Raw genomic sequence first — 23,030 nt, 5'->3', positions numbered from 1 at the left:
CGACCCCGAGTACCACTTTATTCTGCCAATCTGGGAAACTGCTCTCACAGAACCCGTAAACTGCTTTATAATTATTTGAATAAAAGAATACCTGGTTTACTAACCGGCTACCGTAGAATATTGCTCTGAGTAACCTCACACGACTTTCGAAACTCCAAGGTTCGTAAGCTTTATCTATTTCACCAGGCTTATAATACGACGTTAAACCTTCCTCAATGTATGAAAATCCTGTGCATTTCGGGTGAGAAACGATAAGATGTGCAAAATCATAATACGTATGAGGTATATAACAATGGAATTTATGCCATCCTAGCAATTCGTTAATTTCGCGATCCCGTCGACTTAAGCCTAGTCTCTGCTTAAGAACTCTCTTCACCGAGTTTATGTTCGGACTACCCAAAGAGCTGATGGTGCCAGTCGATATTCCTTTGGGTAGGTCCGAGCATGTGAAACCTCGATCTGTTACTATGATGCAAGATTCCAATTCAAGATTTTGGTGCTCTATAACACCTAAGGAACAGCGGTAAGTTGCGAAACTGTGGACTAAGAAAAGGTGCCGCTCCTTGTCCATGTTTTCCAGAGTTGGCATGCTATTTTTTCCTATAATGGTAATGCATCGCTCTAATCAGAATTGTGTTAAAATGCATTACTTGAATTATGAAATCAAGCCAAACCCCACCTTGATCAAATTATCTTATCAGCAACAATAGCCCGTACTAACTCAAGGTCCTCCGGGGTATTCACAGATGGCTCGACCCAAGGCACGCTAATAGCGTATAGAGGGTAGCCTGACTCAAGTGCCAGAAGCTGGTCGATATCCTCATGTTTCCAGCCATCTGTTTGACGACCGTCATACGCAGACAGAGCTGCTTTACGGTAGCCGTAAAATCCGTGTACATAGCGGTATGGATAGCCGTCTATCCGGCCACCAGTTTTGGTAGCTGGAATGAAGGCACGAGATAGATATAGCACGCGGGAATTGTTATCTACCATAGCTTGAACAGTAGCGTGCCCCGCATGCGAAGCGTCAGCGTCTGCGGTGTAGACAATCACACCAGAAGCTTCGGGGAATTCTGAAAATGCAGCAATGCATTTATCGATGTTGTCCGGATCTACCAAAGGTTCGTCACCTTGAACGTTGATAATAATATCGTAATCCTCAAATTCCGGTAGATTCGCAGCCCACGCCACCCGCTCCGTTCCCGTGTTGAAAGGTATGTCACTGATCACGCAGCGGAAACCTGCGGCTTCTACAACCTCTTGGATCCGAACGTCATCCACAGCAATTACTACTTCTGCCGCCAGCTTAGATTTGCGACTTTGCGTAGCGGTCCTGACAATCATCGGTATACCACCAATATCTACCAGGGGTTTACCTGGTAGGCGAGTGGATGGATAACGTGCCGGGATAACTATTAGTGCTTTGTTATTCATTTTTAAATACAGATCAAAAAATTTCGGTTGACCAGGAACAGATCATACATCGTCGACTTTCAACTTATATTGAAGCCGTCAAATCCGAGCCAACCAAAAGATCAAATGCCAAGCAGATGTTTGATCGCCTGATGCAGGTGAAGGAGGCCTACCAGCTTGCCGTCATCATCCACGACTGGGATATCCCAAATGTGCTTATCCTCCATAAACCGAACCGCATCGACGAGTTCATCATTCGGAGATAACGTTTTCGGACTGGTATTGGCATGGACTAGGATGTCGTCGACAAATAAGGCAGACCATGGCTTTTGCTGGTGCAGGGTCAGTCGGCGCATGTCGCCGTCAGTGAAAATTCCGACGAGCTTCCCGTCATTATCCACGATGCATGCGATACCAAAAGCATGCTTGGTCATCACCTCCAAAACCTTTTTGACATACATCTCCGGGCTCACTACCGGAAACATACTCAGGTCGAGCATCACATCTTGATTCAATATCTTCTTATTCATGAGATTTTCTCCTCCTCTCCGTATTTTTCTACGAGTCCAAGGCGGGTTTCGTGCATCAGTTTCGCCTCGATGAGCACACGTTTGAGGTGCTTGATGTCGAGCACGGTGTTGGCGTCCGATAGAGCGTTTGGTGGATCGTCATGCACTTCCAGAAATAGGGCATCGATGCCACAAGCCGCTGCGGCTCTCACCAGGAACGGGATAAATTCACGCTGTCCCCCGGAGACATCACCCATTGATGTAGGCATTTGAATGGAATGGGTGCCATCATAGCAGACAGGGACACCTGTGCCACGCATGATTGGAAAGCAACGGTAATCATTGATGAGCATATTATAACCCAAAAACGTTCCCCGGTCTGTCAGTAAGACATCATCACAACCGAATGACGCCAACTTTCGCACAGAGTTTTTCATGTTCCACGGGCTCATAAACTGCCCCTTCTTCAAATGCACTGGTTTCCCTCCAGCTGCGGCAGCTCTGAGAATACTCGTCTGGCGACATAAATACGCTGGAACTTGTAGAAAATCGACCACTTCAGCCGTGGGAACTGCCCATTCGGGAACGGAGAAATCAGAGGTAACGGGTACCCCACATTCACTTCTGATTTCATCCAGAATAGCAAGCCCCTCATCGATGCCCACCCCGTGGAAGGACGTTGGCGACGAGCGGCAGTCCTTATCGTAGCAGGCCTTGAAAATCAGAGGAACATCGAGCTCGTCACAGATTTTTTTGGTGGCTACAGCCATTTTGAGGCAGTGGTCCCGACTTTCAATGGCGCATGGCCCGCCGATAAATGCCAGCGGATTATCACCGCCGATCTTTACAGCTTGGACATTGCTGTCACCCACCGTGATGGTTTTTGTCTTCATAAAATGGTTTTGTTAATTAGCAAATCACCTGCAGACATTGCAGCAGATTTCTAGGTGAATCAGCACACATCTTAGCGCCAGCTATTTCAAGTTCCTCCTGGCTACCGTATCCCCATAGGACTCCGATACCAGTGACTGCATTTTTACCGGCTCCGATGATGTCATGTTTACGATCTCCGATCATGACAGCATCATCACTAGCGATTGATTGGGTGGCAAGAATATGTGCAATTAGTTCACCTTTGTCTCCACGGGTACCATCTAACTCACTACCGTTGATGGATGTAAAATGCGATGTCAGTTTAAAGTGATCAAGAATGCGTTGAGCAAAGACCTCTGGTTTAGACGTAGCAATATGCAATACGTGGCCATCCTTTCGCATGGCAGTCAGTATTTCTGGAATTTCCGGGTAAACCTCGTTTTCAAAGAGCCCGACATCACCAAAGCGCTCGCGGAAATGGCGCACTCCTTCATTCACCTTCTCAGGCTGCTTCTCGCCGAACATGGTTAATAGTGCATCCTTCAGAGGAGGACCGATACACCAATCTAGTTCGTCTATATGAGGCACGGGCTCCCCCAACTCTTTCAATGCATGCTGCAGTGAGGTCAAAATACCCACTTTGGGATCAGTTAGGGTTCCGTCTAGATCTAGTAAGATGTGCATGGGTTAGGTGATAAATATAAAGGAAGAGCACCAGAAAGCAGCGAACTATGGCTTCCTTCCCCACATCGCGGTTGGCTTTTCGATTACCTGATATGAACAATACGCTATCAAGCTCAGAACCGGTAACAACACGCCCATATGAATTAACATCTTTACAGCGGTATGGATACCGAGATCTCTGATGAACAGTGTATTAAATGCCACCATCAAGGGCTGATGTAATAAATACAAACTATAGCTGCATACCCCTATCACACTAAGCACTCCATATAGAGGATTCTGGGAGCGTTTGGTGCCAAGTGAGGGTTGCTCCGCCGTCTTCTCGGCGTTGTTCAGTTTTTTAGTAATCCACACGCAGGTAGCAAATGATGCTGCCATAAAGGAATATCCGCTCAGAGGTTTAATGTACCAACACACTAACACGGATAAAACGGCCAAAAGCAAAGGCAGCTTAGCCAGTGGCTGCGGTGCACCAGCATACTGTCTTGAGGCAACCCAGGCACCCATGCTCCAAGAAAACCAGTATGCCAAAGTCACACCCAAGACATTTACCTCAGGCAAATATGTTCCTGCATCAACACCAACAATCCACTGCCATGGAAATCTCAGGAGCACTTCTATCACTGCTGTCACAGCAAGCGCCTTACCCCAGCTGAATCGATGCGCCATCCACACCAACGCGGGCAACAAAGCATATAACTGAATCTCAACTGCAATCGACCAGAACGAGGGATTGATACCCCACAGCGTCCACCCTGACCAATTATGAATTAATAAGGCATGAGTTACAAATTGGGTTATATCACTCTTGAATGTGAAGATGTTTGGCAAGAGCCATGCTAATAAAGTGAAAATCAGCAGCCATACAAGATAGGTGGGAAACAGTCTGTAAAAGCGACGTTTTCCGAAGCTTATCCAGCTTCGATTACCTTGCAACCATGACAATTGAATGCAGTATCCCGAAATTGCAAAAAAGACGGCCACACCATGCCACCCAAGTGTGAATGGAGTAAACGGCAGCAAACTCCACCCCAGGTCGAAATGTAGATTTCTGGTTAATCCGTCCCAAGGAAGGTTTTGCATGCCTATGGCCACACCTAATAGGTGGAAACCAAATACAAATACCACTGACAAACCTCTGGCGGGTTCTAGATCAATGCGTGTAAGTTTTTTTGACGGCACTGTCTCTAGACCCTCGGGGGCGAACTGGAGGTGGGGTTTTTGCCACTCCCAATGATTTTCTGGAAATAAGACATCAACCTGATCAAGGGGTTTCTTTGGAGACAGTTCAATCGAGCTTCAAGCGCGTCCACCCGAGTTGAAAGTTGCCAAACGGAAATTCCGAGATCTGAAAATAATTTTACATGGTTCTTATTTGCAAAGGACTCCACTCGATCACGCATGGCAAGGCGGTCAGCGGTCGCCCCTCCCTCATGCCTTCTGTAAAGCACCGTAAATTGCTGAAGAAATCGAAACTCTATCCCGAGCCCCACAAGTCTGATCCAGAGATCCCAGTCTTCTGTGTGCTGCATTGAGCGGTCTTCGTCAAAACCTCCAACTTGCCGAAACTGTTCCGCAGGAAGAATCACTGTTGAGGGTACGATCACATTTCTTAATGCTAGCACCTGTGGAAAAATTGACTTTTCCCAATCTGAGTAGCCCCACTCTCCACTGACAACACTCGAATCATGACCGAAGAAGTACTCCGCGCGGCTTGTAGTAACAACAGCAGTATCTGCGGTACTGTGCTCGGACAGATGGCTCTCAATGTGATGATCACGCCATAAATCATCAGGGTCGAGGAAGGCCAAGAACTCACCCTTCGCCTCAGCAGCCCCGGCATTTCTCGCGCCACTCACGCCCTTGTTCTCTGCCAACCGCAGATATTCGATTCGGTGATCTGAATACTGTGCCGCAAATGCCGCCGCTGCATCATGAGTGCCGTCTTCGGGACCACAGTCATCGACAACAATCACTTCCCAATACTCATAGGTCTGCTTGGCGATTGACTCTAACGCATCAGCTAAATAAGCCCCCATTTTATAACAAGGAATAATGACGCTCACTAATTCTAGTTCCTTCATACTATTACTTGTCTAAATTTTTTCACTATTGATCAACAGCCTTTACAATTCCCGCTCTACATTGTGTTTGCCAAGTAGAAGTAATGCTTCCTTTACTCCCTCCGATCGAGCCAATATAAATTCACGATCTGTTGGTGGCATATTACGAAGATTCCACCAACGGCTACCCTCTTCTATAAATTTCGAGCGTTTTAAAGTTAGTAAATATTTCCATATTCGCCACCCAGAGGGTGGAGGCACATAATTTGGTAGTTCTTGACCATGGATAGATAACAATATGACCCTAGAGTATCTGGACCCCTTCGCGAGTCTCAATAGATAATCACGCTCTATCCGGCGCGCACCAATCAAATGAATTACTTCTAGTTCTGGAAATATTCCCTTTCCTAAACCCATCTCACAGGCAGTCCACGAAAACTCATCGTCTTCGCCTGAAGTTAACACATCACCTTTTCGGCCTAGCATCCTACTCATTTTACTCTCTTTAAGTTTAGCATATTGAGCTTCGGCGACTTTACGAGTCACTACCAAGCCCGCCCCCCAAGGAGTCCATAAATCGGCAGAATCATTCGACCAATATGCCTTATCTACGGACCTCAAGGCTAAAAATCCAGTATATGGTAGAAGTTCTTTTTCCGGTTTAACCTCATATTCCGGCACTAATTTTCCCGCGCCAAAACAGCCCAGAGATGGCTTTGAGTTTGCGATATCTACACAGCGTTGCAGGTAGTCACGATGGAGTATATTATCATCGTCCACGAACAGCAGCAAGTCACCTTTTGACTCAGAAATGCCACGTATTCGTGCATTTGTAAGCCCCAGTTCGGCCTCATGGACATGACGTGAGTTAGGGTGCCAAGACAGATCCCAATGGCTGGCCAACGGTTTCTCTGAAGCGTTATCTATAAGTATAAATTCCCAATTGTTCTTTGAGTAGGTTTGTTTTTCTAATGCTTCAAGGGTTCTACGAAGATAGTCTACCCTTGGGTTATGCGTGCAGATTATTACGGAAATTTTCACGAACAATGGCTGTGTATTGATATTTTACAGACGTGCCTCCCTGCTTCTTACCAATGTCAAACGCGCTAAGGATACTTGATTACAACTTATCTCGTTATCTATGATCTATCATATTGTGGAGATAGTTCATATTACTCAATCAGCCGTCTTCTTAATAATTGTCATTGATCCAGACGTATCGTCTAAATCGTATGTTCCAACAACTTGTTGCAGGAACTCGTCTGTAGCCTTTCTACACCCCCCCCAATCATGATAATCATCTAATATAATTGCCCCTCCAACGGATAGCTTTGGATATATTCGCTGTAGGCAGATCATAACTGGATCATACCAATCAACGTCTATATGCGCTAGAGCTACCGAACCATTGATATAAAGTGTATCTTGAACTAGACCTTTAATCAGTTCGACTTCATCTTTATCAGGCATCACGGCAAATGATTCAAAGTTCGACACAACTTTCGCGTAAAGGTTTTCTTCATAGCCATAATATTTATCACCACCTAGCCCTGAAGATTTACCTTCCGAGATTATGTCATATCGCTCATGGACATCGGGCGTATCATTAACCGTTGGAGGAGGGATCATACCGAATACATCATAAACACGTAATGATCTTCTTACGCTCTTAGTTTTCGCAATCAGTATCGCAGACCCACCCAGTGCACAGCCAGCTTCAATAATGACGCCAGGTATACTAGACGCCTCTATAGTTTTCACCATGTTTACGATCTGACATAGTTTCTTGTCACTCAGGTAAGTTAGTCGATTATCTTTGATTCTCTGAACTAATTCACGATCCGCTTTATTCAGTTGCTTGAGAGTTGTCACTTTCATCTTGCCGTCCGCGAACGATTTTAACATGGTTCTTAATTTTTTTATCATTATTGTTGTGTTAATATTTTCGTTTCTTAGTTATTTGATACGCAAATCACATCTATTAAATTCGATTTTTCGATGCAAACACGCACGTCTCACGTATACCTCTCGATCTTCTTCTGGCTAAATGATATTGTTCTATAGATAGAAATAATATATTATATTTACCATGTGCAACAAAGGGACTATCACTGCATTCAGAAAGTATATTTATATATACTGAGAAGATTTTGAGGAGGAAAACTAACAATTCTTCGTATTTTTAAATACTTTATGATAGTATGCTGATGTTTATTAAACATCATTTAAACCTCATATTTAGCTACTTTCTATCAAGAAGATTTTCTTCATGAATCGTGTTTCTGTTGTTAACCGACCTGACCCTAAGCTATCAACAACACTACTGTACCTGATTAACAAAATCCACTTTCCAAATTCCCTCCATGGAGTTTCTATAAACTGCCTCTAATTTAGAATACGCCGTGGGGTAAGCGTAAACTTTTTTTCCGGTAAGACATGCAAATATCATGCAGTGAAGTCTATCTGTGTGAACTTCTCTGGCATGTGCTATTGTTTCCCGAAAAAGATCAAAACTCATCATGGATACGTCGACTCTAAGCACAGGAAACTTTTGATTCTGAAGTTCATTGCTCGATTCATGAGTCGACTCACTTGCTTCTCGTTTTTTTACACGCTGTGCTCGACGAGCTATCTTACGCAAACATCTCGAAAGATAGGAATTAGAGACTTCCATTCGGCTATTGATGTCACATCCATCGTTCTTTGCCTTCTCAAGGTCACCCCTGAAACAGTACAAATCGTATTCGGTGTTTTTAACCCCGGCAATAGTTTCGTTAACAATATTGCTCCCTTTTAAAGATAGGGCAGGATCGTCTCCAACACCTATGTAAACGCCAGTAGAACCTATTTTTTCTTTTAAATTTCTATAGCTTTCCTTGTCCCGTGCAAATACTGCTACAGTTCTGCATTCGGGTGACTGTAATGCATCAATCCAATGACTTTCGTTTCCCATGAAGGTCGAAGGGCCTATAATATGCTTTTTATCAGGATATCTTCGCCAAGCATTCCGCCATTCTTCCTGATGACATGGCCACATGCTTGGGTTACCTCCAGGAGATATAATCATGTCGGCTATAGAAGGATTAGTCACAGCTCCTATTCCTAGTTTAGCAAGGATCTCTTTAGTACCTAAAAATATTAGTTCGTCTCCGGAATTCCCCCAATACGGCTTTAAATAAATATTTCCATTTGCGTTTTCTTCGAGCCAGCTGATGTATGACTTATTCATTTCCGCTATAGTTTAATTTTCGATCATGGCATTATCTTCTTAACTTTATTTTAGTCTTTCACGATATTTATAGATCTTTTCATAATTCCAAATAATATCATTTCTTAATAGTATGATTTACATCATTATTTTTATTTATATTGATATCTTCGATTGATTTACACCATGAACTACCGTATCCAGATACTTCAAACAGGAAAAGTGAAGGCGATAGGTATATAAGATTCATGCCCGATCGATCCACTATTCGCAATTCAATGGAGTACACACCATCGGCAAGCTTAAGATTCTCAATCCTAGCATGTAGGTCTGCATGTGAAGCCTCCTCTAAATCCTGGCTATCTGCATTCGAATATTTTATATGTGTTTGCCCCTCACTGTTTTCTCTAGGATCACGAAATTGAACCACCGCATTCATAGAGGTATCCAAAACCTGAAATCTAACTAGATTCTCCTCATTGAGTAAATCTAATGGAACGGCAATTTTAAATTCGACATGATCTCCCGCATGGAATTTTGAAATAGTTTTCTCATTGAACGGTTCATTATTAATTTGAATTACATGAATATCATTATTACCCTTAATCCTTCCATTGCTGGTTTGCTCCCCGGAAAGACTATAGTCATTTAAAACTCTTCCGACATCATTGGATATGCATTCCATAGCTCCATCTTTTAACAGTAAAACACGATTGCATATACTCGATATCTGATACATGTCGTGTGATACGAATATCGTCCCAGCATTTTTCGACATGTTTTTGATCGCCCTAAGACACTTAACACGAAATGTTCGATCACCAACTGCTAATACCTCATCTAGAAATAGAATATCAGGTTTAATCAGGATAACTGCGACAGCAAAACCAAGTCGGACTTGCATACCAGAAGAATAGTTTTGAACTGGTGAGTCAATAAAATCATGAATCTCGGCAAAATCAATAATTTCATCTATTTTAGCATCTATGGATTCTTTGCTTAATCCTAGTACCGATCCATTAACATATATATTTTCTTTCCCAGTTAAAACTGGGTTGAAGCCGGCTCCTAGAGCAATCATTGCACCTACGCGACCATTCAAAGTTATTTTTCCTGAATCAGGTTTCACTAGGCCATTGAGCATCTTCAACAATGTAGTTTTCCCAGCGCCATTTCTTCCAATTAGGCCAAGACATTCTCCACGGCGTAGCTGAAAGTTGATACCTTTGTTCGCCCAAAATTCCCCCTCTCTAAGTGACCTTTGCGTAATATCGTCGTCTTTTCTCCATCCAAATAGATCATTAACTGAATCCTTAAGCCCATAGAGTAGTGATTTTTTGAAATTTCGGCAAAAAACCTTACCTACATTCTCAACGCTAACAAGAACCTCTGAATCTGCATTATCAGATCGATGCTCAGCAATTTTAGAAGACATATAGTTGTGTTTAGTAATTAGGCTACATTCCCATGCGCTCAATAATGCGCGGTACTGTTATATGAAAAATTACCCAGCCAATTAGGAGAACAATGAATGCAATCGCACTGATCACTAGGCTCATCATTACCACATCAAAGGGTCCACCCACCAAAGTTGCCCTTCCAGTTTCAAGTAGATAGGTAACAGGGTTGATCCGGTTCACTAAACTAAGCATCCCTGATTTAGCAATCGGATAAACTACTGGAGTGGCATACATCGCCAGCTGACCGAGCAAGCTGATAGCACGAGCGATATCAGTGTATAATAAACCAATAGGTGTCAGTAAGCTACCGATGGCAGTACCTAATAATATGATCGCCAAGTAGACAAAGGGGAAGAATAGAATTGTCCAAGAAGCATCTATACCAGTGAATATGAATATGGGGACCAGCAATACTAAGCGGATTGCTGATGTCAGCGTTGTCTCTCCTATCCCTGCAAGCACCGGTGCAATTCGAGGAAAGTTCAGTTTTACCAGCATTACTTTGGCCTTGGTGAGACTCGTTATGGGTTTGGTGAGACTATCCAGGAAAGCCTGCCAGAGCAGGGTGCCTATCATGACAAATGCCGGATAAGGCATACCTGTATCAGCCACTTTAACGACTCCTGAACTATTGAGAAAAAACCAAATAAGGGTAGTGGCAATGGGGGGAAAAAATAACCAGGCATATCCTAGAATACTTTGGCGGAACTGAGCCTTCAGATCGCGATGGAATAGCGCACTGGCCAGTTCGCGAGAATTCCGTAGTTCAGCGATCATTTCCCGTAATAAACGCCTCGGATCACTTAATGAGGAATCTGGAGTATAAACAGTTACAGGTGAATCTTGTTTATTAGCTTGAGAAAGAGGCATTATGAAAAGTTAAGTTGGCAGTTAAAATACTAATTTAATCGCTTCAGCTTAATGACAAAGATCAACTTTTAAGTGGATTCATCCTATCGGTTCGATTAGTAGCTACCGTCAAGAATTCTCTGCCACCAGGCTTTGTTATCCAAATACCATTGAACGGTTTTACGAAATCCCGATTCGGCACCCACGGCTGGCTGCCATCCTAAATCGTCACTAATCCGAGAAGTATCGATGCCATAGCGCATGTCGTGTCCTGGGCGGTCTGTGACAAAAGAAATCAAGTCCTGATAGGATTTGATTTCTTTGTCAGTTGGTAGTTCTAGTGATGAGTCCGAGTTGATGGGTGAGACTTCGTCCAACATGGAGCAAATTAAACGGACGAGATCGATATTGCGCATTTCGTTGTTGCCGCCAACATTGTAGGTTCGGCCTGGCTCGCCACTCTGCAGCACGCGTAGTAAAGCGGAGCAATTGTCAGAGACATGGAGCCAATCGCGAATGTTCTCGCCTTTGCCATAGACTGGAATGGGCTCCATATTGAGACACTTTAGAATCACCACCGGAATAAGTTTCTCGGGAAATTGGTAGGGGCCATAATTGTTTGAGCAGTTAGTGATCAGCACCGGCAAACCGTAGGTATGATACCAAGCACGAACGAGATGATCAGACGATGCCTTGCTGGCACTATATGGGGAGTGGGGATCATAGGGCGTATTTTCCGAAAACCCAGGAGAATTGAGGTCTAAAGATCCGTAGACTTCATCGGTGGAAACATGGAGGAAGCGGAACCCCGACTTTGTTGGGGGGGTATAGTTCGAGTTCGAGTTTTGAGTTCTAGAACTTGAACTATCAACTTGAACTGGTTCATCCGGAAGTTTCTGCCAGTAAGCCAGAGCGGCTTGGAGGAGGTTAAAGGTCCCTATGATATTGGTTTGGATAAATTCGCTAGGGCCATCAATCGAGCGGTCAACATGGCTTTCAGCTGCCAGATGAATAATCGCGTCAGGCTTGTATTTTTCAAGGGCTTCAGCGACGGCTGGTGCCTTGCAGAGGTCAATCTGCTCGAAAGTGTATCTTGGATCTTCCGCTACCGATTTTAGCGATTCTACATTTCCAGCATAGGTTAGCTTATCCAGATTAACCACTTGGTAATCTGTTTGCGCGAGAATCTGGTGAATGAGATTCGATCCTATGAAACCAGCACCACCTGTTATCAATATCTTCACGGTGCTTTTGAATGATTGATTACGCCGAGGTAGTGATCCAATCCTCGTGCCGATCGGCAAATTCAGCAATTTCTTCGAGGATGGTTTCCACTGGTGTTTGGGGTTGCCAATTCCATGTGTTGCTCGCCATCGTGTGGTCCAGCACTACCCATGGTAGGTCAAACGGCCTAACTTCCGGAGTTATTGCGTCGGACGCTGGCGGAAGAGTGGCGGCGGTCGAGGAATTTGGGAAGCGGTCTTTACACCAATCTGACAACTGCCTCAGTGACATGGATGATTTCAGCCCTCCGGAAAGATTCACAATGGATGGTTTGGTGGAGTCTGTTCCAGTGGCCATCTGAGGGACGATTAATGAAGCTAAATCTCGAGGGTGCAGACAGTCGCGCACTTGATGCCCTAAACCATCAAAGCCGATGTATTTCAGCGGTCTCCCTTCTCTCCACGAATGAAGCCAAAAGGCAAAAATCCCTTGATCGGGTTTACCGAATTGCCTTGCACCTGCCATGACTCCACAGCGATTGATCCAGACGGGGAAATCAAATGTCATGCCATACTCGACCGCCAATGCCTCGGAAGTTAGTTTGGTACTGCCGTAGAGCGATACCGGTGGAGCCGTGGAAAACTCTTCGGTGATACCATGTCCGCTGATGGCTGTTGGTTTAAGTGAGGAGGATTCGTCTTTGCTTAAGACGGGGCGGTAGGCTCGGTCGTGAACTTCAACATCAAGGGCCGCGAGTGCAGGAATGGAATATACGCGGCTAGTCGACAACAAAATAAAGCCAGCTGCCCACGATTTACAGGCTTCTAATAGATTAATCGTCCCACCTAGATTATTCTCAACCAACTGTCTTGAGCTCGACTTGCCGTCGACACCGGCAAGCACACTAGGATTTGCTGCAGCATCAATCACCCAATCAAAGGGGCCAATGGCTTCCAAGTCACCAGCATTTCTAATGTCGCCATGAATGACTATTACTCCTCTTGCAGTCAAATTCTCCCTGTTCAGCCATGATCCGTTTCGTGACAGGTTATCAATACCACAAATTTTCAAATCAGGGCAATGATCCAGTAGGGCATGCGCCAACTCTGAACCAACAAAGCCACATACGCCTGTAATGAGAATTTTCACGATTTCGAACGGCTATGCCGTTGTTCTAGTTTGGAGTTCTTATTTCTTAGTTCCTAGTTCTTAGTTCTTAGTTCTTAGTTGGGATGTTCTTGGTTCTTTGGTTATCGGATTCTTTCCGATTTTATCAGGCAGGCTATAAAGCCGCCGATTTTGGAATGGGCCTGGGACGCCAAGTCGTAAATTTCCTGAAAGGTTGCTGAAGTGATGTACTGCTGATCTAGAGCCACATACAGCTCGCTCTGCACCTCTGAACAAGAACGCTGAGAATATCTCAGGAACCGAATGAATTCTTTGTTGCTCCCCCCATCGAACCCCTCTGCGATATTGTGCATAATCGAACCGGAAGCTCTTCGAATTTGATCTGTAAGTCCATAATCTCTTCGAAACGACTCCGTTCCAGTGACCTCATAAACCAATTGAGTAAGCTCGCACCCCAACTTCCATGCCTCGATCTCCTCAAACTGTTGGATTTTCATGGCAAAGAACTAAGAACTAAGAACGGAGATTTGTAGCCTCTACAATCTGACGAATGGTTTCCTCTAGGGAAATCGTGATATCCCAGTTCGGATAATGGGCTCTCATTTTATCCAAGTTCGAGATATAACAGATATGATCTCCGACTCTATTGTCGTCGACATATTGATAGACTTGTTCATTGCCTGAGAATTTTTCAGCAATTTTAAAAGCTTCCCAGATTGAGCATGAGTTATCACGACCGCCACCGATGTTGTATACTTCTGCCACCCTGGGAGCCTTGAGGAACTCTTCGATAAAACAGGCTACATCATGAGAATGGATGTTATCTCGAACTTGCTTTCCTTTGTAACCGAACACTTTATATTCGCGCCCTTCCAGGTTGCATTTTACAAGGTAAGAAAGGAATCCGTGTAGCTCTACACCGGAATGATTCGGACCTGTCAGGCAGCCACCGCGAAGACAGCAGGTGGGCATGCCGAAGTATCTGCCATACTCTTGCACCATGATGTCCGCTGCCACCTTTGATGCACCAAAAAGCGAATGTTTCGACTGGTCGATCGGAAAATTTTCCGTGATTCCATCAGCATACGCTGGGTCATCATAGTCCCAACGGGTTTCAAGTTCTTTTAGTGCGATGGTATTGGGCCGATCACCGTAGACCTTGTTTGTCGACATGTGGACAAACGGAACATCGGCATTCACTTGGCGATTCGCTTCCAGTAGATTCAAAGTTCCTACGGCATTGGTATCGAAGTCATCAAAAGGAATCGCAGCTGCGCGATCATGGGATGGCTGGGCCGCAGTGTGCACCACGGCATCCGGCTTTACTTCCTTTAGTAAGTTCAAGACTCTCTCACGGTCGCGGATATCTACTTCGTGATGGCTGAAACTCGAACCTAACTGATCGCTCAGTCTGGACTGATTCCATCGGGTATCGCCTTGAGGTCCAAAAAATACCGCTCGTTGATTGTTATCAACACCGTGGATTTCCCATCCCAGGCCTGCAAAATGGATACATACCTCCGAACCGATTAAACCCGAGGATCCTGTGACTAGTAATTTCATTAATCTCTATTGCTGCAATTTCTAGGGAGTAATCGGAGAGCAAGCCTCCGCCCTAGGTCGGTTTTCGAGTTTCCAAGAAAAGACCTAATCATTCATCAGTTTGGTACTGTGAATATCTGAAAGCAAAAAATTTAGTAGCCCATATTCAGGCCGTGCGGTCATCTTCATAATAGCCGCCATAAGCATCTGCCCCATATTCACCATAGCCTCTATAACCAAAGTAGGCTGCGCCCATGTGTTTTTGTTTCATCCCGTTGATAACTACGCCAACAAGTGGTGCATCAGCTTGTTGAAGAAGCTCTTTTGCACGCATGATGGCTCCAACAGGAGCTTTCATGGCACGCACAACCATTATGACCGTCTGTACGTGACCTACCAATAATCGGGTATCACTCACTGGCAAAACCGGGGGGCTATCGATGATTACCCGATCATAATGCTCACATAGTTTGGTGATGATTTTCGCGATATCATCATCTTGAAGCAGTTCCGAAGGGTTGGGGGCCTTACTACCTGCACAGATGACATGAAGACGATCAACACTAGTTCTCTGAATCACTTTACCCAACTCCGTTTGTCCAGCTAACACATCTGCCATGCCTAAAGAATCATTCAGCTTCGGAAACAGTGTGTGGACGCGGGGTTTTCGCAAATCCATATCGATCAACAAAGTCTTCTGTTCACTCAAAGCAAAAGCCGCTGCAAGTTCGGACGCTATGGTTGTTTTACCTTCCCCCGGTACCGCACTAGTAACGAGCAGGCATTTATGGCGTTCTGCTTTCCCCAAGAGGGTGACGGATGCTCGTAAATTTCGAATGGCTTCCGCATTGGAACTATTTGGTTCTGCCTCTAAGACGTTCGTCCATTCCTCTTCAATATCGAAAACATCGCTTTCAGGGACAGCTGCCAAACAAGGTAATCCAATCGCCTCCTCAGTCGTTCGAACGTCGTATACTTTATAATCCATCAGGCTTAATAGATACGCTAAAGCCAAACCAGCCAACACACCCCCCACTGAGCCTTGTACGAGTCGAGTGTATTTATCGATTTGAACGTTACCACTTGGATATGCCGGTTCGGCAATCTTGATCTCGCCTTCATCGTTCTCTTCGGCGACATCGATTTCTGTAATCCGCTTCGTTATAGTATCGTAAAGTGCCTGTTTTGTGCTAATCCGACTCTGAAGAAGACCGGCACGGGATGATAAGGCTCGCTGTACAAGCATAAACCAATTCGCTTCCGCTACTTTGGCTTGTTCAATGGCCTCCTCTGATTGCTCGGCTTCAGCTTTTTTAATCGATGCTTCGTATTCAGTCATCTGATCCCTATATTGTGACCAGAATTCAAGTTCGCTGGGACTATTTAAAACAGAATTTACTTCCCCTCGAAATCGACGCTTCAACTCCTCTTCCATCGAAACTGCATCTACTAGTTTCGGATGTTTCGCTTTGTATCTTTGTTTGAGTTTGATAATCTCGTCGCTTTTTTGTTGCATCAAAGTGTTCGTCGACATCACAGCATTATAAGCTGACATCGCGCGACGAGCTGCTTCAAGATCAGCCTCTGCATTATTTGCTTCGGCACGGAGAATTTTGAATGCTTCAGTTGTACCACCACTCTTCCTCTTCGACTCGGAATCCAAATAGGCTTCCATAATGGCATCTGCAATGGTGACTGCAGTTGTTGAGTCCTTATGAGTAACCGTAATATCGATGAGCGAGGTTCCAGGCCTGGGCGAAATCTGCAGGTTTCCGGTAATCATTTTTACTACCTCGGGAGTGCTAGCCTCAGCAGCTGTGCGGTATCTAAGCTCCTCTTTAGTGCGCCAATACTTGGGTTTGAAGGAAAATTCCGGTGGTACAGCTTTTTCAATGGCTTGAATTTTAGGACTATTAACCACCTTGGTCAACTGGCTCGGTCCGACTAATTTATTTGCCAATGTGATCATCATTTGTTCCATCCTGAGCTTATCTTGCTCAAGTTCAGAACCAACCAACTGTCTTTTCTTCGTAACAACCTCAAGAGTTGCCCGAGCCTTGTTACTAGGTTCAGCGATTGAGAGGGTATAAAGGGCAATAACATAACCCAAGATTCCAAAAATGAGCATCAACCACCAGCGCGACAGTACGATCCGAAGACGCGTCATGCCCCCCTTTATGTTTTTCGGCTTAACTTCTTGTGATAACTCGTCGTGATCGTCGGCAAAATCGTTCATTTTACTATTGAGGGTCTGTTAAAGACACCAAGGAGGGATTGTATTTGATGGGAGAAATGGGGTAGTGTCTTACAGCAAGAAAGACAAGCAAATACATGCTTGAAGGGTGGTCAAAAAACATTAGAAAAACCGTAATTAGAATCGGCTTTCCTTGATAATCACAATGTCCCCTTCGTAAACGAAAACCATCGTAGATCTTCCGTTCCTTACATCCTTTAAGTTAACGGTCATGGCCCGATGTCCAGAGGTGGTTTTACGCTGAACAATACACTCCTTCTGATTAGCTATCTTACTAAACCCACCAGCTTGAGCGATGGCAGTCAAAATATCCACTTTTCCTGACTTGGGTAACTTTATGTTACCCGGGTTCCTAACTTCTCCGGATATTGTAGCCGTTTTTTCCACGACCGCCTGAGGCAGGGGCAACCTGGGAACAATCACCGTATCACCTGGTAGAAGCGTTATTTTACCACTTTCAGACAAGCTGTAACGAGCCACGCCACCCTTTTTACGCGCCACCGTGATGCTACGACTATTTCCATCAGCAGCTATACCGCCAGCCATCGCTACCGCCGATGCTAAATTTAAAGCTCCTTCCTCAGGATAAGCCACATTCCCTGGGTTTTCCACTGCCCCTGAGATACTCACCCATTTCTTGGCGTATGTGACAACGACCACGCTAACCATCGGATCTACGAAATAATCTTTCTCGTAAAGATCTTTAACAGTCTTAGCCACTTCATCCACCGTAAGCCCTTTTACTTCTACTGGGCCGATAAGCGGAAAGGAAACACTCCCCGACTTTCCGATGAGCGCTTCTGTAGTCATGTCATCCTCCTGATAAATCGTCATACGAATGACATCGGTCTGCTGGAGGCGATATTCTGCTGCATTAGTGACCAACGTCATTAAGAGCATCAGACAAGTTACTACTAGGTGTCTATACATTGGTTTGGAGTAATATATATTGGTTTAGACAGCCTAGCGAAACGCAAAGACTACAACAACCAAATGTTCCAGGGAAGTTACGGTTGATTACCGTCCGTAACTTCATCCCCCATAACATTAGTAGGGTTCACTGTATTGGTGCCTGCGCTGTTCACAGCATCGATCAAGTCTCTGAGCGTAGGGGAAGGCAACAATGGATTTCTGGTAGGCAGTGTGCCTGGAACAATGGAATCCGAATTGGCTGCGATCGCCTCAGGAGTGAGTGCGTCCAAGGTGATTGGATTTTTGACTGTGTATGGATATTCGACGGGGGCCATACTTTTTGCAGAAGGTATGGATGCGATGAGAATGGTTCCTGCAGGGAGATGAATCTTTGTTGCGCCTATTGGGAGAACCGCAGACTGGCCGGGCTCAACTTTCCATGTTTTCCCGCCCAAAGTGTATGTGACAGCCTTCCCGCCCTCAGGCACCTTGACTAGAATTGTGGCGGCTGATTTTGATTTAGTCACAGCCGATGGCGGGCCAGCATAGGTGTTAGTGGCAGAAAATCCAACCACCGCCAATAAGCTAGCAAGCAAGAATATTTGAGATGTAATTGAAAATGACTTTTTAAGCTTCATGGTTTCTTTGTGGGTTTTAGTAGAATATGCGTGTAAATTAATTTATCAATCCTTGAATTAGGTAATTAGGTTACCAGAAGTTGTAGCTTGCGGTAATTCCAAAACTCAATCCATCAAACTCGTTCAATGCTTGAGTACTATCATTCGTTTGATACTTGGCGTTCGCACCTACTGACAAGCCGTTCGAAAAACGGTAATTGCTGCCCAACACGAGTGAGTAGTAATCTTCTTCGAGTCTGTAAGAAGAATTGGTGGCTCTAAAATAATCGTCATTTTCGTATGTGACTGTCGCATACAACGACAAACGATCTGACACAGTGTGTGTGGCGCTCAGAGCTAATCCAGTTGCCAAATACCCAGCATCTTCGAATGTATATGAGGCTTTGTAATTTCGATAAAATGAGGCTCGAATGCTCGTCTTTTCAGAGATTTGATGATTTGCACCAATGCTCCATGTCAGGGCCGACTCATCACTACCTGATCCACTGTCTGAAAAAGAATTCGTGCTTCCACCAATACTACCTGTCAAAGTGGTCTTACCTGTTACACGATACGTCGCGCTGACTCCATAACCATAGACTGCCTGATCAAAACTACCGCCACCATCGCTCAAATCAGTGTTCCGATAACTCACATAAGGACCTACGGATATTTTGCCGGTCGCCTGATACCTGAGGCCGAGACGAACATTGTAAGAATTGTTATCGAACAAGGCTCCATTGCCAAAATTGTCGAAACCATATCCAAACCCGAGATTCAGGCTCGTTTTTCCAGTAAGCAGGTGTGAGATGGATAAACCGGCATTCAGTGAACCGTGGTCTACAATCCCACTGACAAAACGATTACTTCCGGAGCTTTTGCTATAACTCAAATTGAATCTGATGCTGGTTTTCGGCATTTCCTTGCCCAGCGTAAACGTCAAAGCATGACCCAAGTTGTTACTATCAGAGTCGCTAGCATACATACTGTAGCTTGGTGAGTAAGCAACTGAGAAAGTATTTTCAGCAGCTCCATCCTCCGCAGAAACAAATCTCAAAGTCGCGGATATCGTGGTGATCACGTCAGACTTCTCGTTTGTGCTGGTCAGAAAGATGTTGTCTTCATAACGAACCCCCGCACTTGCGGACAAATGGAAGTGATCCTTCAGCGACGTGGCATCGGCTGGAGTCCGTGTCAAAGGAGCGTCAATACCTGGTTGCGGGGTGTTGAACAAACCCTGTGGGTGCACATCGTTCAGTGTTTGAGCGCTCGCACCACCTTGCAGAGCTACCAATGCTAGGATCTGAGCCGTGAGACCTGTGTAGGAGGAAAATGAAATCTTCATGTTGAGTTGTTGTTGGCTAGCCTTTTTCGACCGCGAGTCATCCTGTTAGCTTACCCCGCTTCGGTCAATCTTTTTTTCAAATGGCACTGACTTATCCCATCCAGCCGCATCAGCTCTAGACATGGTTATATACAAACGTTTCATCTTGAATTAAATTCGTCGCCGCCAATAGCAGGGCTTGATCTTCGTAATCACGCTGGGCAGTCTCCTCTCCGTGGATAGCAGGAAGCACGTCAAACAGCGGACACAACAGCGCACTATGCAAGCTCGTGGAGGATTTCAGTTCGGCGCAGCTGATATTTTAACTGCTTTATGTTGTTTGCTTTTACTGGGCTCAATTGTGATCGGCCCCTTGCTTGTCGGTTCCTATTTCGGACACTGGAGGTGGCCTCTGATCTATTGCTGTTCGTCCGCAGCACTTCTTCTTATTTTTAAAAATTTTTTCGGCTCTGCTGATCACAGCACAAGACTCTCATGGGCACTTATTATCCCCATTATCCTGATCATCATCCAAGGGTGTTGGATGTGGTTCAATACTTGGGGCGAATTTTCCAGACACAGCGAGAATATTTCCGGTGCAGCTCCATGGTCAGTGAGATCACTAGAGAATCAGCCGTTTCCGTCCTTGTCAGGTAGTCCTGACAAGGCTGAAGCTTGGGATCGCCTTTCCTACATCTTTCCTTGCCTCGCTCTCATTTTTGGAGTCCGATCATTGATTATCTCCAAACCATCATGGAGCAGGTTGATAGCTGTAACTGTTTTCTGGACAGGGGTTACTGTCGCCTTAGTTGGCCTCACTCAAAGATGGACCGACGCTAAAGGTGTCTACTGGTTAACTGAATATGCGAGCATCGAACGAAAATTGTTCTTTGGCCCATACCGCAGCCCTGGCATTGCTGCGAGCCTTCTCAATATAGCTCTAGCCTTAGGGCTCTCAATTTTCCTAACCCCTACCAATAAAAACCCTGAATCAAAGATGGCATGGCTAAGCGTTATGCGAACCATACTCTACCTCTTGGGCATCATTATTTTGACAACTGCTGCCGTCTCCACGGGATCCAAAACGGGAACTTTGTTAGCCCTCTTGACCCTTGCCGCATGGCTGTGGTGCAACAGAAGGGCCGTGATTCTCGCTTATCGCAGATCTGCTGCGTATTTCCCTGGTAATGAGCGGCTGGAGCGCAATCTTGTAACCGTCACGATCTTATGCATCGCGCTGATTGCCATACTCAGCTTTGCTGGCACTATGGTGCTTCGCTGGCAGGAGGCTGCTGAGGGGGATTTTGCTTCGTTGGCTGGGCGTGGGGCTACCAATGCCGTGCAGATTGAGATGATGCAGGATGAGGAATGGGGGGCTCTTGGTTATGGGCCGGGCTCTTTTTACCCCTTGTTCCCTTATTTCGTGGGAGACCATGATGTCGTCGGCATCTATGTCTACGCCCACAACGACTACTTACAGACTCTGGTGGAATGGGGATGGCTGGGAACCTCGGCTTTTGCCGTCATTCTTGGCGGCGGGGTGTTTATGCTAACGCGTGAAGTTGTCGCTCACAAACAGGAACATAGCAAAAACCGGGTCATTTTGATGCGAGGTTATCTGATCGCGATTGTCATCTGCATGCTGCATGCGTTGATCGATTTTCCATTCCAAATCGAATCGATTGCTGTCATTTTCTCGGCTCTGCTGGGGGTCGCGTGGGCATCCTCCGATCTTCGTGGCAGAGAAATTGAAACCATTCGCCGGTCCTGACCCCATTACCGGCAGGGCCAGATCACCCCCTACTTGGCATAATCCACTGTATGCACCCGCCGACCACTTTGCTCTCCCGGCAGAGTTTCGATCTGTAGCCAGATCGTGTCTGGCGGCAGAAGCTCTGGGAATTTGTTTGGCCACTCGACCACGATGGCTCCGTTTTCATCGATGTATTCGTCCCAGCCGATTCGTAACACCTCGCCTTCGGATTCCATGCGATAGAAATCAAAGTGGAAAAGTGGTATCTGCCCTCCCCTGTATTCGTGAGCTAGCGAAAATGTGGGGCTGGTCACTTCGCTGGTGCAGCCGAGCCCCTCTGCGATGCCCTTGGTCAAATGCGTTTTCCCTGCCCCGAGGCCGCCTAGTAGTGCAATCACGGTTCCGCGCCGTATTTCCTGCGCCAGACGTTTGCCCAGATCGATCATTTCCTCAGGTGAGTTCACCTGATGATCACATGCGTTCAGCGCTGTTCGTAAATCCATATGGAATTACTTAGGTTTACCACCGAAACCGTGAATGGTGAACTCGACAACATCCGATAGCATTTCCTCGCGATCGATTTCGCCGACGTCCTCTTGAGTGCCGGAACTGAGCTGCATCGCCACCTTGCCCAAACCGTGGTAATAAACCACTGTGCCTGAGGCAAATACGATACGTTTGACAATTTGCTTGGCCGTTAGATCTGGGTAATGACTCTTGAGTGCCTCCGCGAAAGTTCTGAAGACATCCGTGTATAAATTCCGGCTGACTGAGGGGATATTGTAATCCGATTCGATCAAATACCGCGCCACGAGCCTGAGCATCAGTCCGGCCCGAACACCACACTCCTCCGGGAGAACAGCCGGGCGCATCAAGGCGATCATGATTCTTTCCAGTGGCACCTTATCGGCACTGCCAAATTCCGCGACAGCCTCCTTCAAGAGCTTGATCCTGTACTCATTGATCGGATTCATGCACAGCTTCACTGTTTCCTGAATCAGCCCCTCTTTACCACCGAAGTGATAACTCACACTTGCCAGGTTCACACCTGCTGCATTGGTGACATCGCGCACAGACACATCCTCAAATCCACGTTCTGCAAACAGATTCCATGCGGCCTTCAATATTTCTTCTCGAGTATCCACTTGGCCCGAATTCCTAGCTCCGCAAATACGCAGGGTCAAGGTTAAACGACCGTATTAATCAACTCCGGACTT

At 45.6% G+C, this 23,030-nt stretch carries 22 protein-coding genes; 1 reads left to right on the top strand and 21 read right to left on the bottom strand.

Going from position 1 to position 23,030, the window contains the following annotated elements:
• Positions 1-684 precede the first annotated feature (684 nt).
• The 19 genes from ACSPJT_RS12980 to ACSPJT_RS12890 form a co-directional block, all read right to left on the bottom strand.
• A complete protein-coding gene (locus ACSPJT_RS12980; RefSeq protein ID WP_435892985.1) occupies positions 685-1,434 on the bottom strand; it encodes a 3-deoxy-manno-octulosonate cytidylyltransferase in 750 nt (249 codons plus the stop codon).
• A 101-nt stretch (positions 1,435-1,535) separates the two neighbouring features.
• A complete protein-coding gene (locus tag ACSPJT_RS12975) occupies positions 1,536-1,943 on the bottom strand; it encodes a CBS domain-containing protein (protein WP_435892984.1) in 408 nt (135 codons plus the stop codon).
• Positions 1,940-2,815 carry a 3-deoxy-8-phosphooctulonate synthase gene (gene kdsA, locus ACSPJT_RS12970; protein WP_435892983.1) on the bottom strand — a complete coding sequence of 292 codons (876 nt, stop codon included), beginning with the start codon at positions 2,813-2,815 and terminating at the stop codon, positions 1,940-1,942. The genes ACSPJT_RS12975 and kdsA overlap by 4 nt, the downstream gene beginning before the upstream one ends.
• A 16-nt stretch (positions 2,816-2,831) precedes the next feature.
• Positions 2,832-3,479 carry an HAD family hydrolase gene (locus tag ACSPJT_RS12965; RefSeq protein ID WP_435892982.1) on the bottom strand — a complete coding sequence of 216 codons (648 nt, stop codon included), beginning with the start codon at positions 3,477-3,479 and terminating at the stop codon, positions 2,832-2,834.
• 45 nt (positions 3,480-3,524) lie between these two features.
• Positions 3,525-4,661 (bottom strand): acyltransferase family protein, encoded by a 1,137-nt coding sequence (locus tag ACSPJT_RS12960; RefSeq protein ID WP_435892981.1) that lies wholly within the window; start codon positions 4,659-4,661, stop codon positions 3,525-3,527.
• A gap of 5 nt (positions 4,662-4,666) precedes the next feature.
• Positions 4,667-5,563: a glycosyltransferase family 2 protein gene (locus tag ACSPJT_RS12955; protein ID WP_435892980.1), complete on the bottom strand. Its 897-nt coding sequence runs from the start codon at positions 5,561-5,563 to the stop codon at positions 4,667-4,669.
• 42 nt (positions 5,564-5,605) lie between these two features.
• Positions 5,606-6,583: a glycosyltransferase gene (locus tag ACSPJT_RS12950; protein ID WP_435892979.1), complete on the bottom strand. Its 978-nt coding sequence runs from the start codon at positions 6,581-6,583 to the stop codon at positions 5,606-5,608.
• 135 nt (positions 6,584-6,718) lie between these two features.
• On the bottom strand, positions 6,719-7,468 hold the full coding sequence (locus tag ACSPJT_RS12945; protein ID WP_435892978.1) for a TylF/MycF/NovP-related O-methyltransferase: 750 nt from the start codon (positions 7,466-7,468) through the stop codon (positions 6,719-6,721).
• 394 nt (positions 7,469-7,862) lie between these two features.
• On the bottom strand, positions 7,863-8,771 hold the full coding sequence (locus ACSPJT_RS12940; RefSeq protein ID WP_435892977.1) for a polysaccharide pyruvyl transferase family protein: 909 nt from the start codon (positions 8,769-8,771) through the stop codon (positions 7,863-7,865).
• Between the two features lie 97 nt (positions 8,772-8,868).
• Positions 8,869-10,185 (bottom strand): ABC transporter ATP-binding protein, encoded by a 1,317-nt coding sequence (locus ACSPJT_RS12935; protein WP_435892976.1) that lies wholly within the window; start codon positions 10,183-10,185, stop codon positions 8,869-8,871.
• A gap of 22 nt (positions 10,186-10,207) precedes the next feature.
• The gene (locus ACSPJT_RS12930; protein ID WP_435892975.1) at positions 10,208-11,080 is read right to left on the bottom strand and encodes an ABC transporter permease; all 873 of its coding nucleotides are present in this window, start codon (positions 11,078-11,080) and stop codon (positions 10,208-10,210) included.
• 95 nt (positions 11,081-11,175) lie between these two features.
• Positions 11,176-12,303, bottom strand: a complete 1,128-nt coding sequence (gene rfbB / locus ACSPJT_RS12925) for a dTDP-glucose 4,6-dehydratase (RefSeq protein WP_435892974.1) — start codon at positions 12,301-12,303, stop codon at positions 11,176-11,178.
• A gap of 19 nt (positions 12,304-12,322) precedes the next feature.
• Positions 12,323-13,432, bottom strand: coding sequence for an NAD-dependent epimerase/dehydratase family protein (locus ACSPJT_RS12920; protein ID WP_435892973.1), 1,110 nt, complete (start codon positions 13,430-13,432; stop codon positions 12,323-12,325).
• 101 nt (positions 13,433-13,533) lie between these two features.
• Positions 13,534-13,908 carry a four helix bundle protein gene (locus tag ACSPJT_RS12915; protein ID WP_435892972.1) on the bottom strand — a complete coding sequence of 125 codons (375 nt, stop codon included), beginning with the start codon at positions 13,906-13,908 and terminating at the stop codon, positions 13,534-13,536.
• Between the two features lie 16 nt (positions 13,909-13,924).
• A complete protein-coding gene (locus tag ACSPJT_RS12910; protein ID WP_435892971.1) occupies positions 13,925-14,974 on the bottom strand; it encodes an NAD-dependent epimerase/dehydratase family protein in 1,050 nt (349 codons plus the stop codon).
• Positions 14,975-15,119: 145 nt separating this feature from the next.
• Positions 15,120-17,189, bottom strand: a complete 2,070-nt coding sequence (locus ACSPJT_RS12905; protein ID WP_435892970.1) for a polysaccharide biosynthesis tyrosine autokinase — start codon at positions 17,187-17,189, stop codon at positions 15,120-15,122.
• A 135-nt stretch (positions 17,190-17,324) separates the two neighbouring features.
• On the bottom strand, positions 17,325-18,107 hold the full coding sequence (locus ACSPJT_RS12900; protein ID WP_435892969.1) for a polysaccharide biosynthesis/export family protein: 783 nt from the start codon (positions 18,105-18,107) through the stop codon (positions 17,325-17,327).
• Positions 18,108-18,214: 107 nt separating this feature from the next.
• Positions 18,215-18,757, bottom strand: a complete 543-nt coding sequence (locus tag ACSPJT_RS12895; protein WP_435892968.1) for a hypothetical protein — start codon at positions 18,755-18,757, stop codon at positions 18,215-18,217.
• Between the two features lie 70 nt (positions 18,758-18,827).
• A complete protein-coding gene (locus ACSPJT_RS12890) occupies positions 18,828-20,081 on the bottom strand; it encodes a porin (protein ID WP_435892967.1) in 1,254 nt (417 codons plus the stop codon).
• Between the two features lie 994 nt (positions 20,082-21,075).
• On the opposite strand from ACSPJT_RS12890, the gene ACSPJT_RS12885 reads away from it, so the two are divergent.
• Positions 21,076-21,831 (top strand): O-antigen ligase family protein, encoded by a 756-nt coding sequence (locus tag ACSPJT_RS12885; protein WP_435892966.1) that lies wholly within the window; start codon positions 21,076-21,078, stop codon positions 21,829-21,831.
• 29 nt (positions 21,832-21,860) lie between these two features.
• On the opposite strand, the gene tsaE is transcribed toward ACSPJT_RS12885, so the two are convergent.
• Positions 21,861-22,316: a tRNA (adenosine(37)-N6)-threonylcarbamoyltransferase complex ATPase subunit type 1 TsaE gene (gene tsaE, locus ACSPJT_RS12880; protein WP_435892965.1), complete on the bottom strand. Its 456-nt coding sequence runs from the start codon at positions 22,314-22,316 to the stop codon at positions 21,861-21,863.
• A gap of 6 nt (positions 22,317-22,322) precedes the next feature.
• Positions 22,323-22,958 (bottom strand): TetR/AcrR family transcriptional regulator, encoded by a 636-nt coding sequence (locus ACSPJT_RS12875; protein WP_435892964.1) that lies wholly within the window; start codon positions 22,956-22,958, stop codon positions 22,323-22,325.
• Positions 22,959-23,030: the final 72 nt, after the last annotated feature.

It is taken from the genome of Oceaniferula spumae (assembly GCF_042849255.1).
Taxonomy (GTDB): domain Bacteria; phylum Verrucomicrobiota; class Verrucomicrobiia; order Verrucomicrobiales; family Akkermansiaceae; genus Oceaniferula; species Oceaniferula spumae.
The sequence above is the reverse complement of the archived record's forward strand: the minus strand, read 5'-3'. Positions and strand labels throughout refer to the sequence as shown.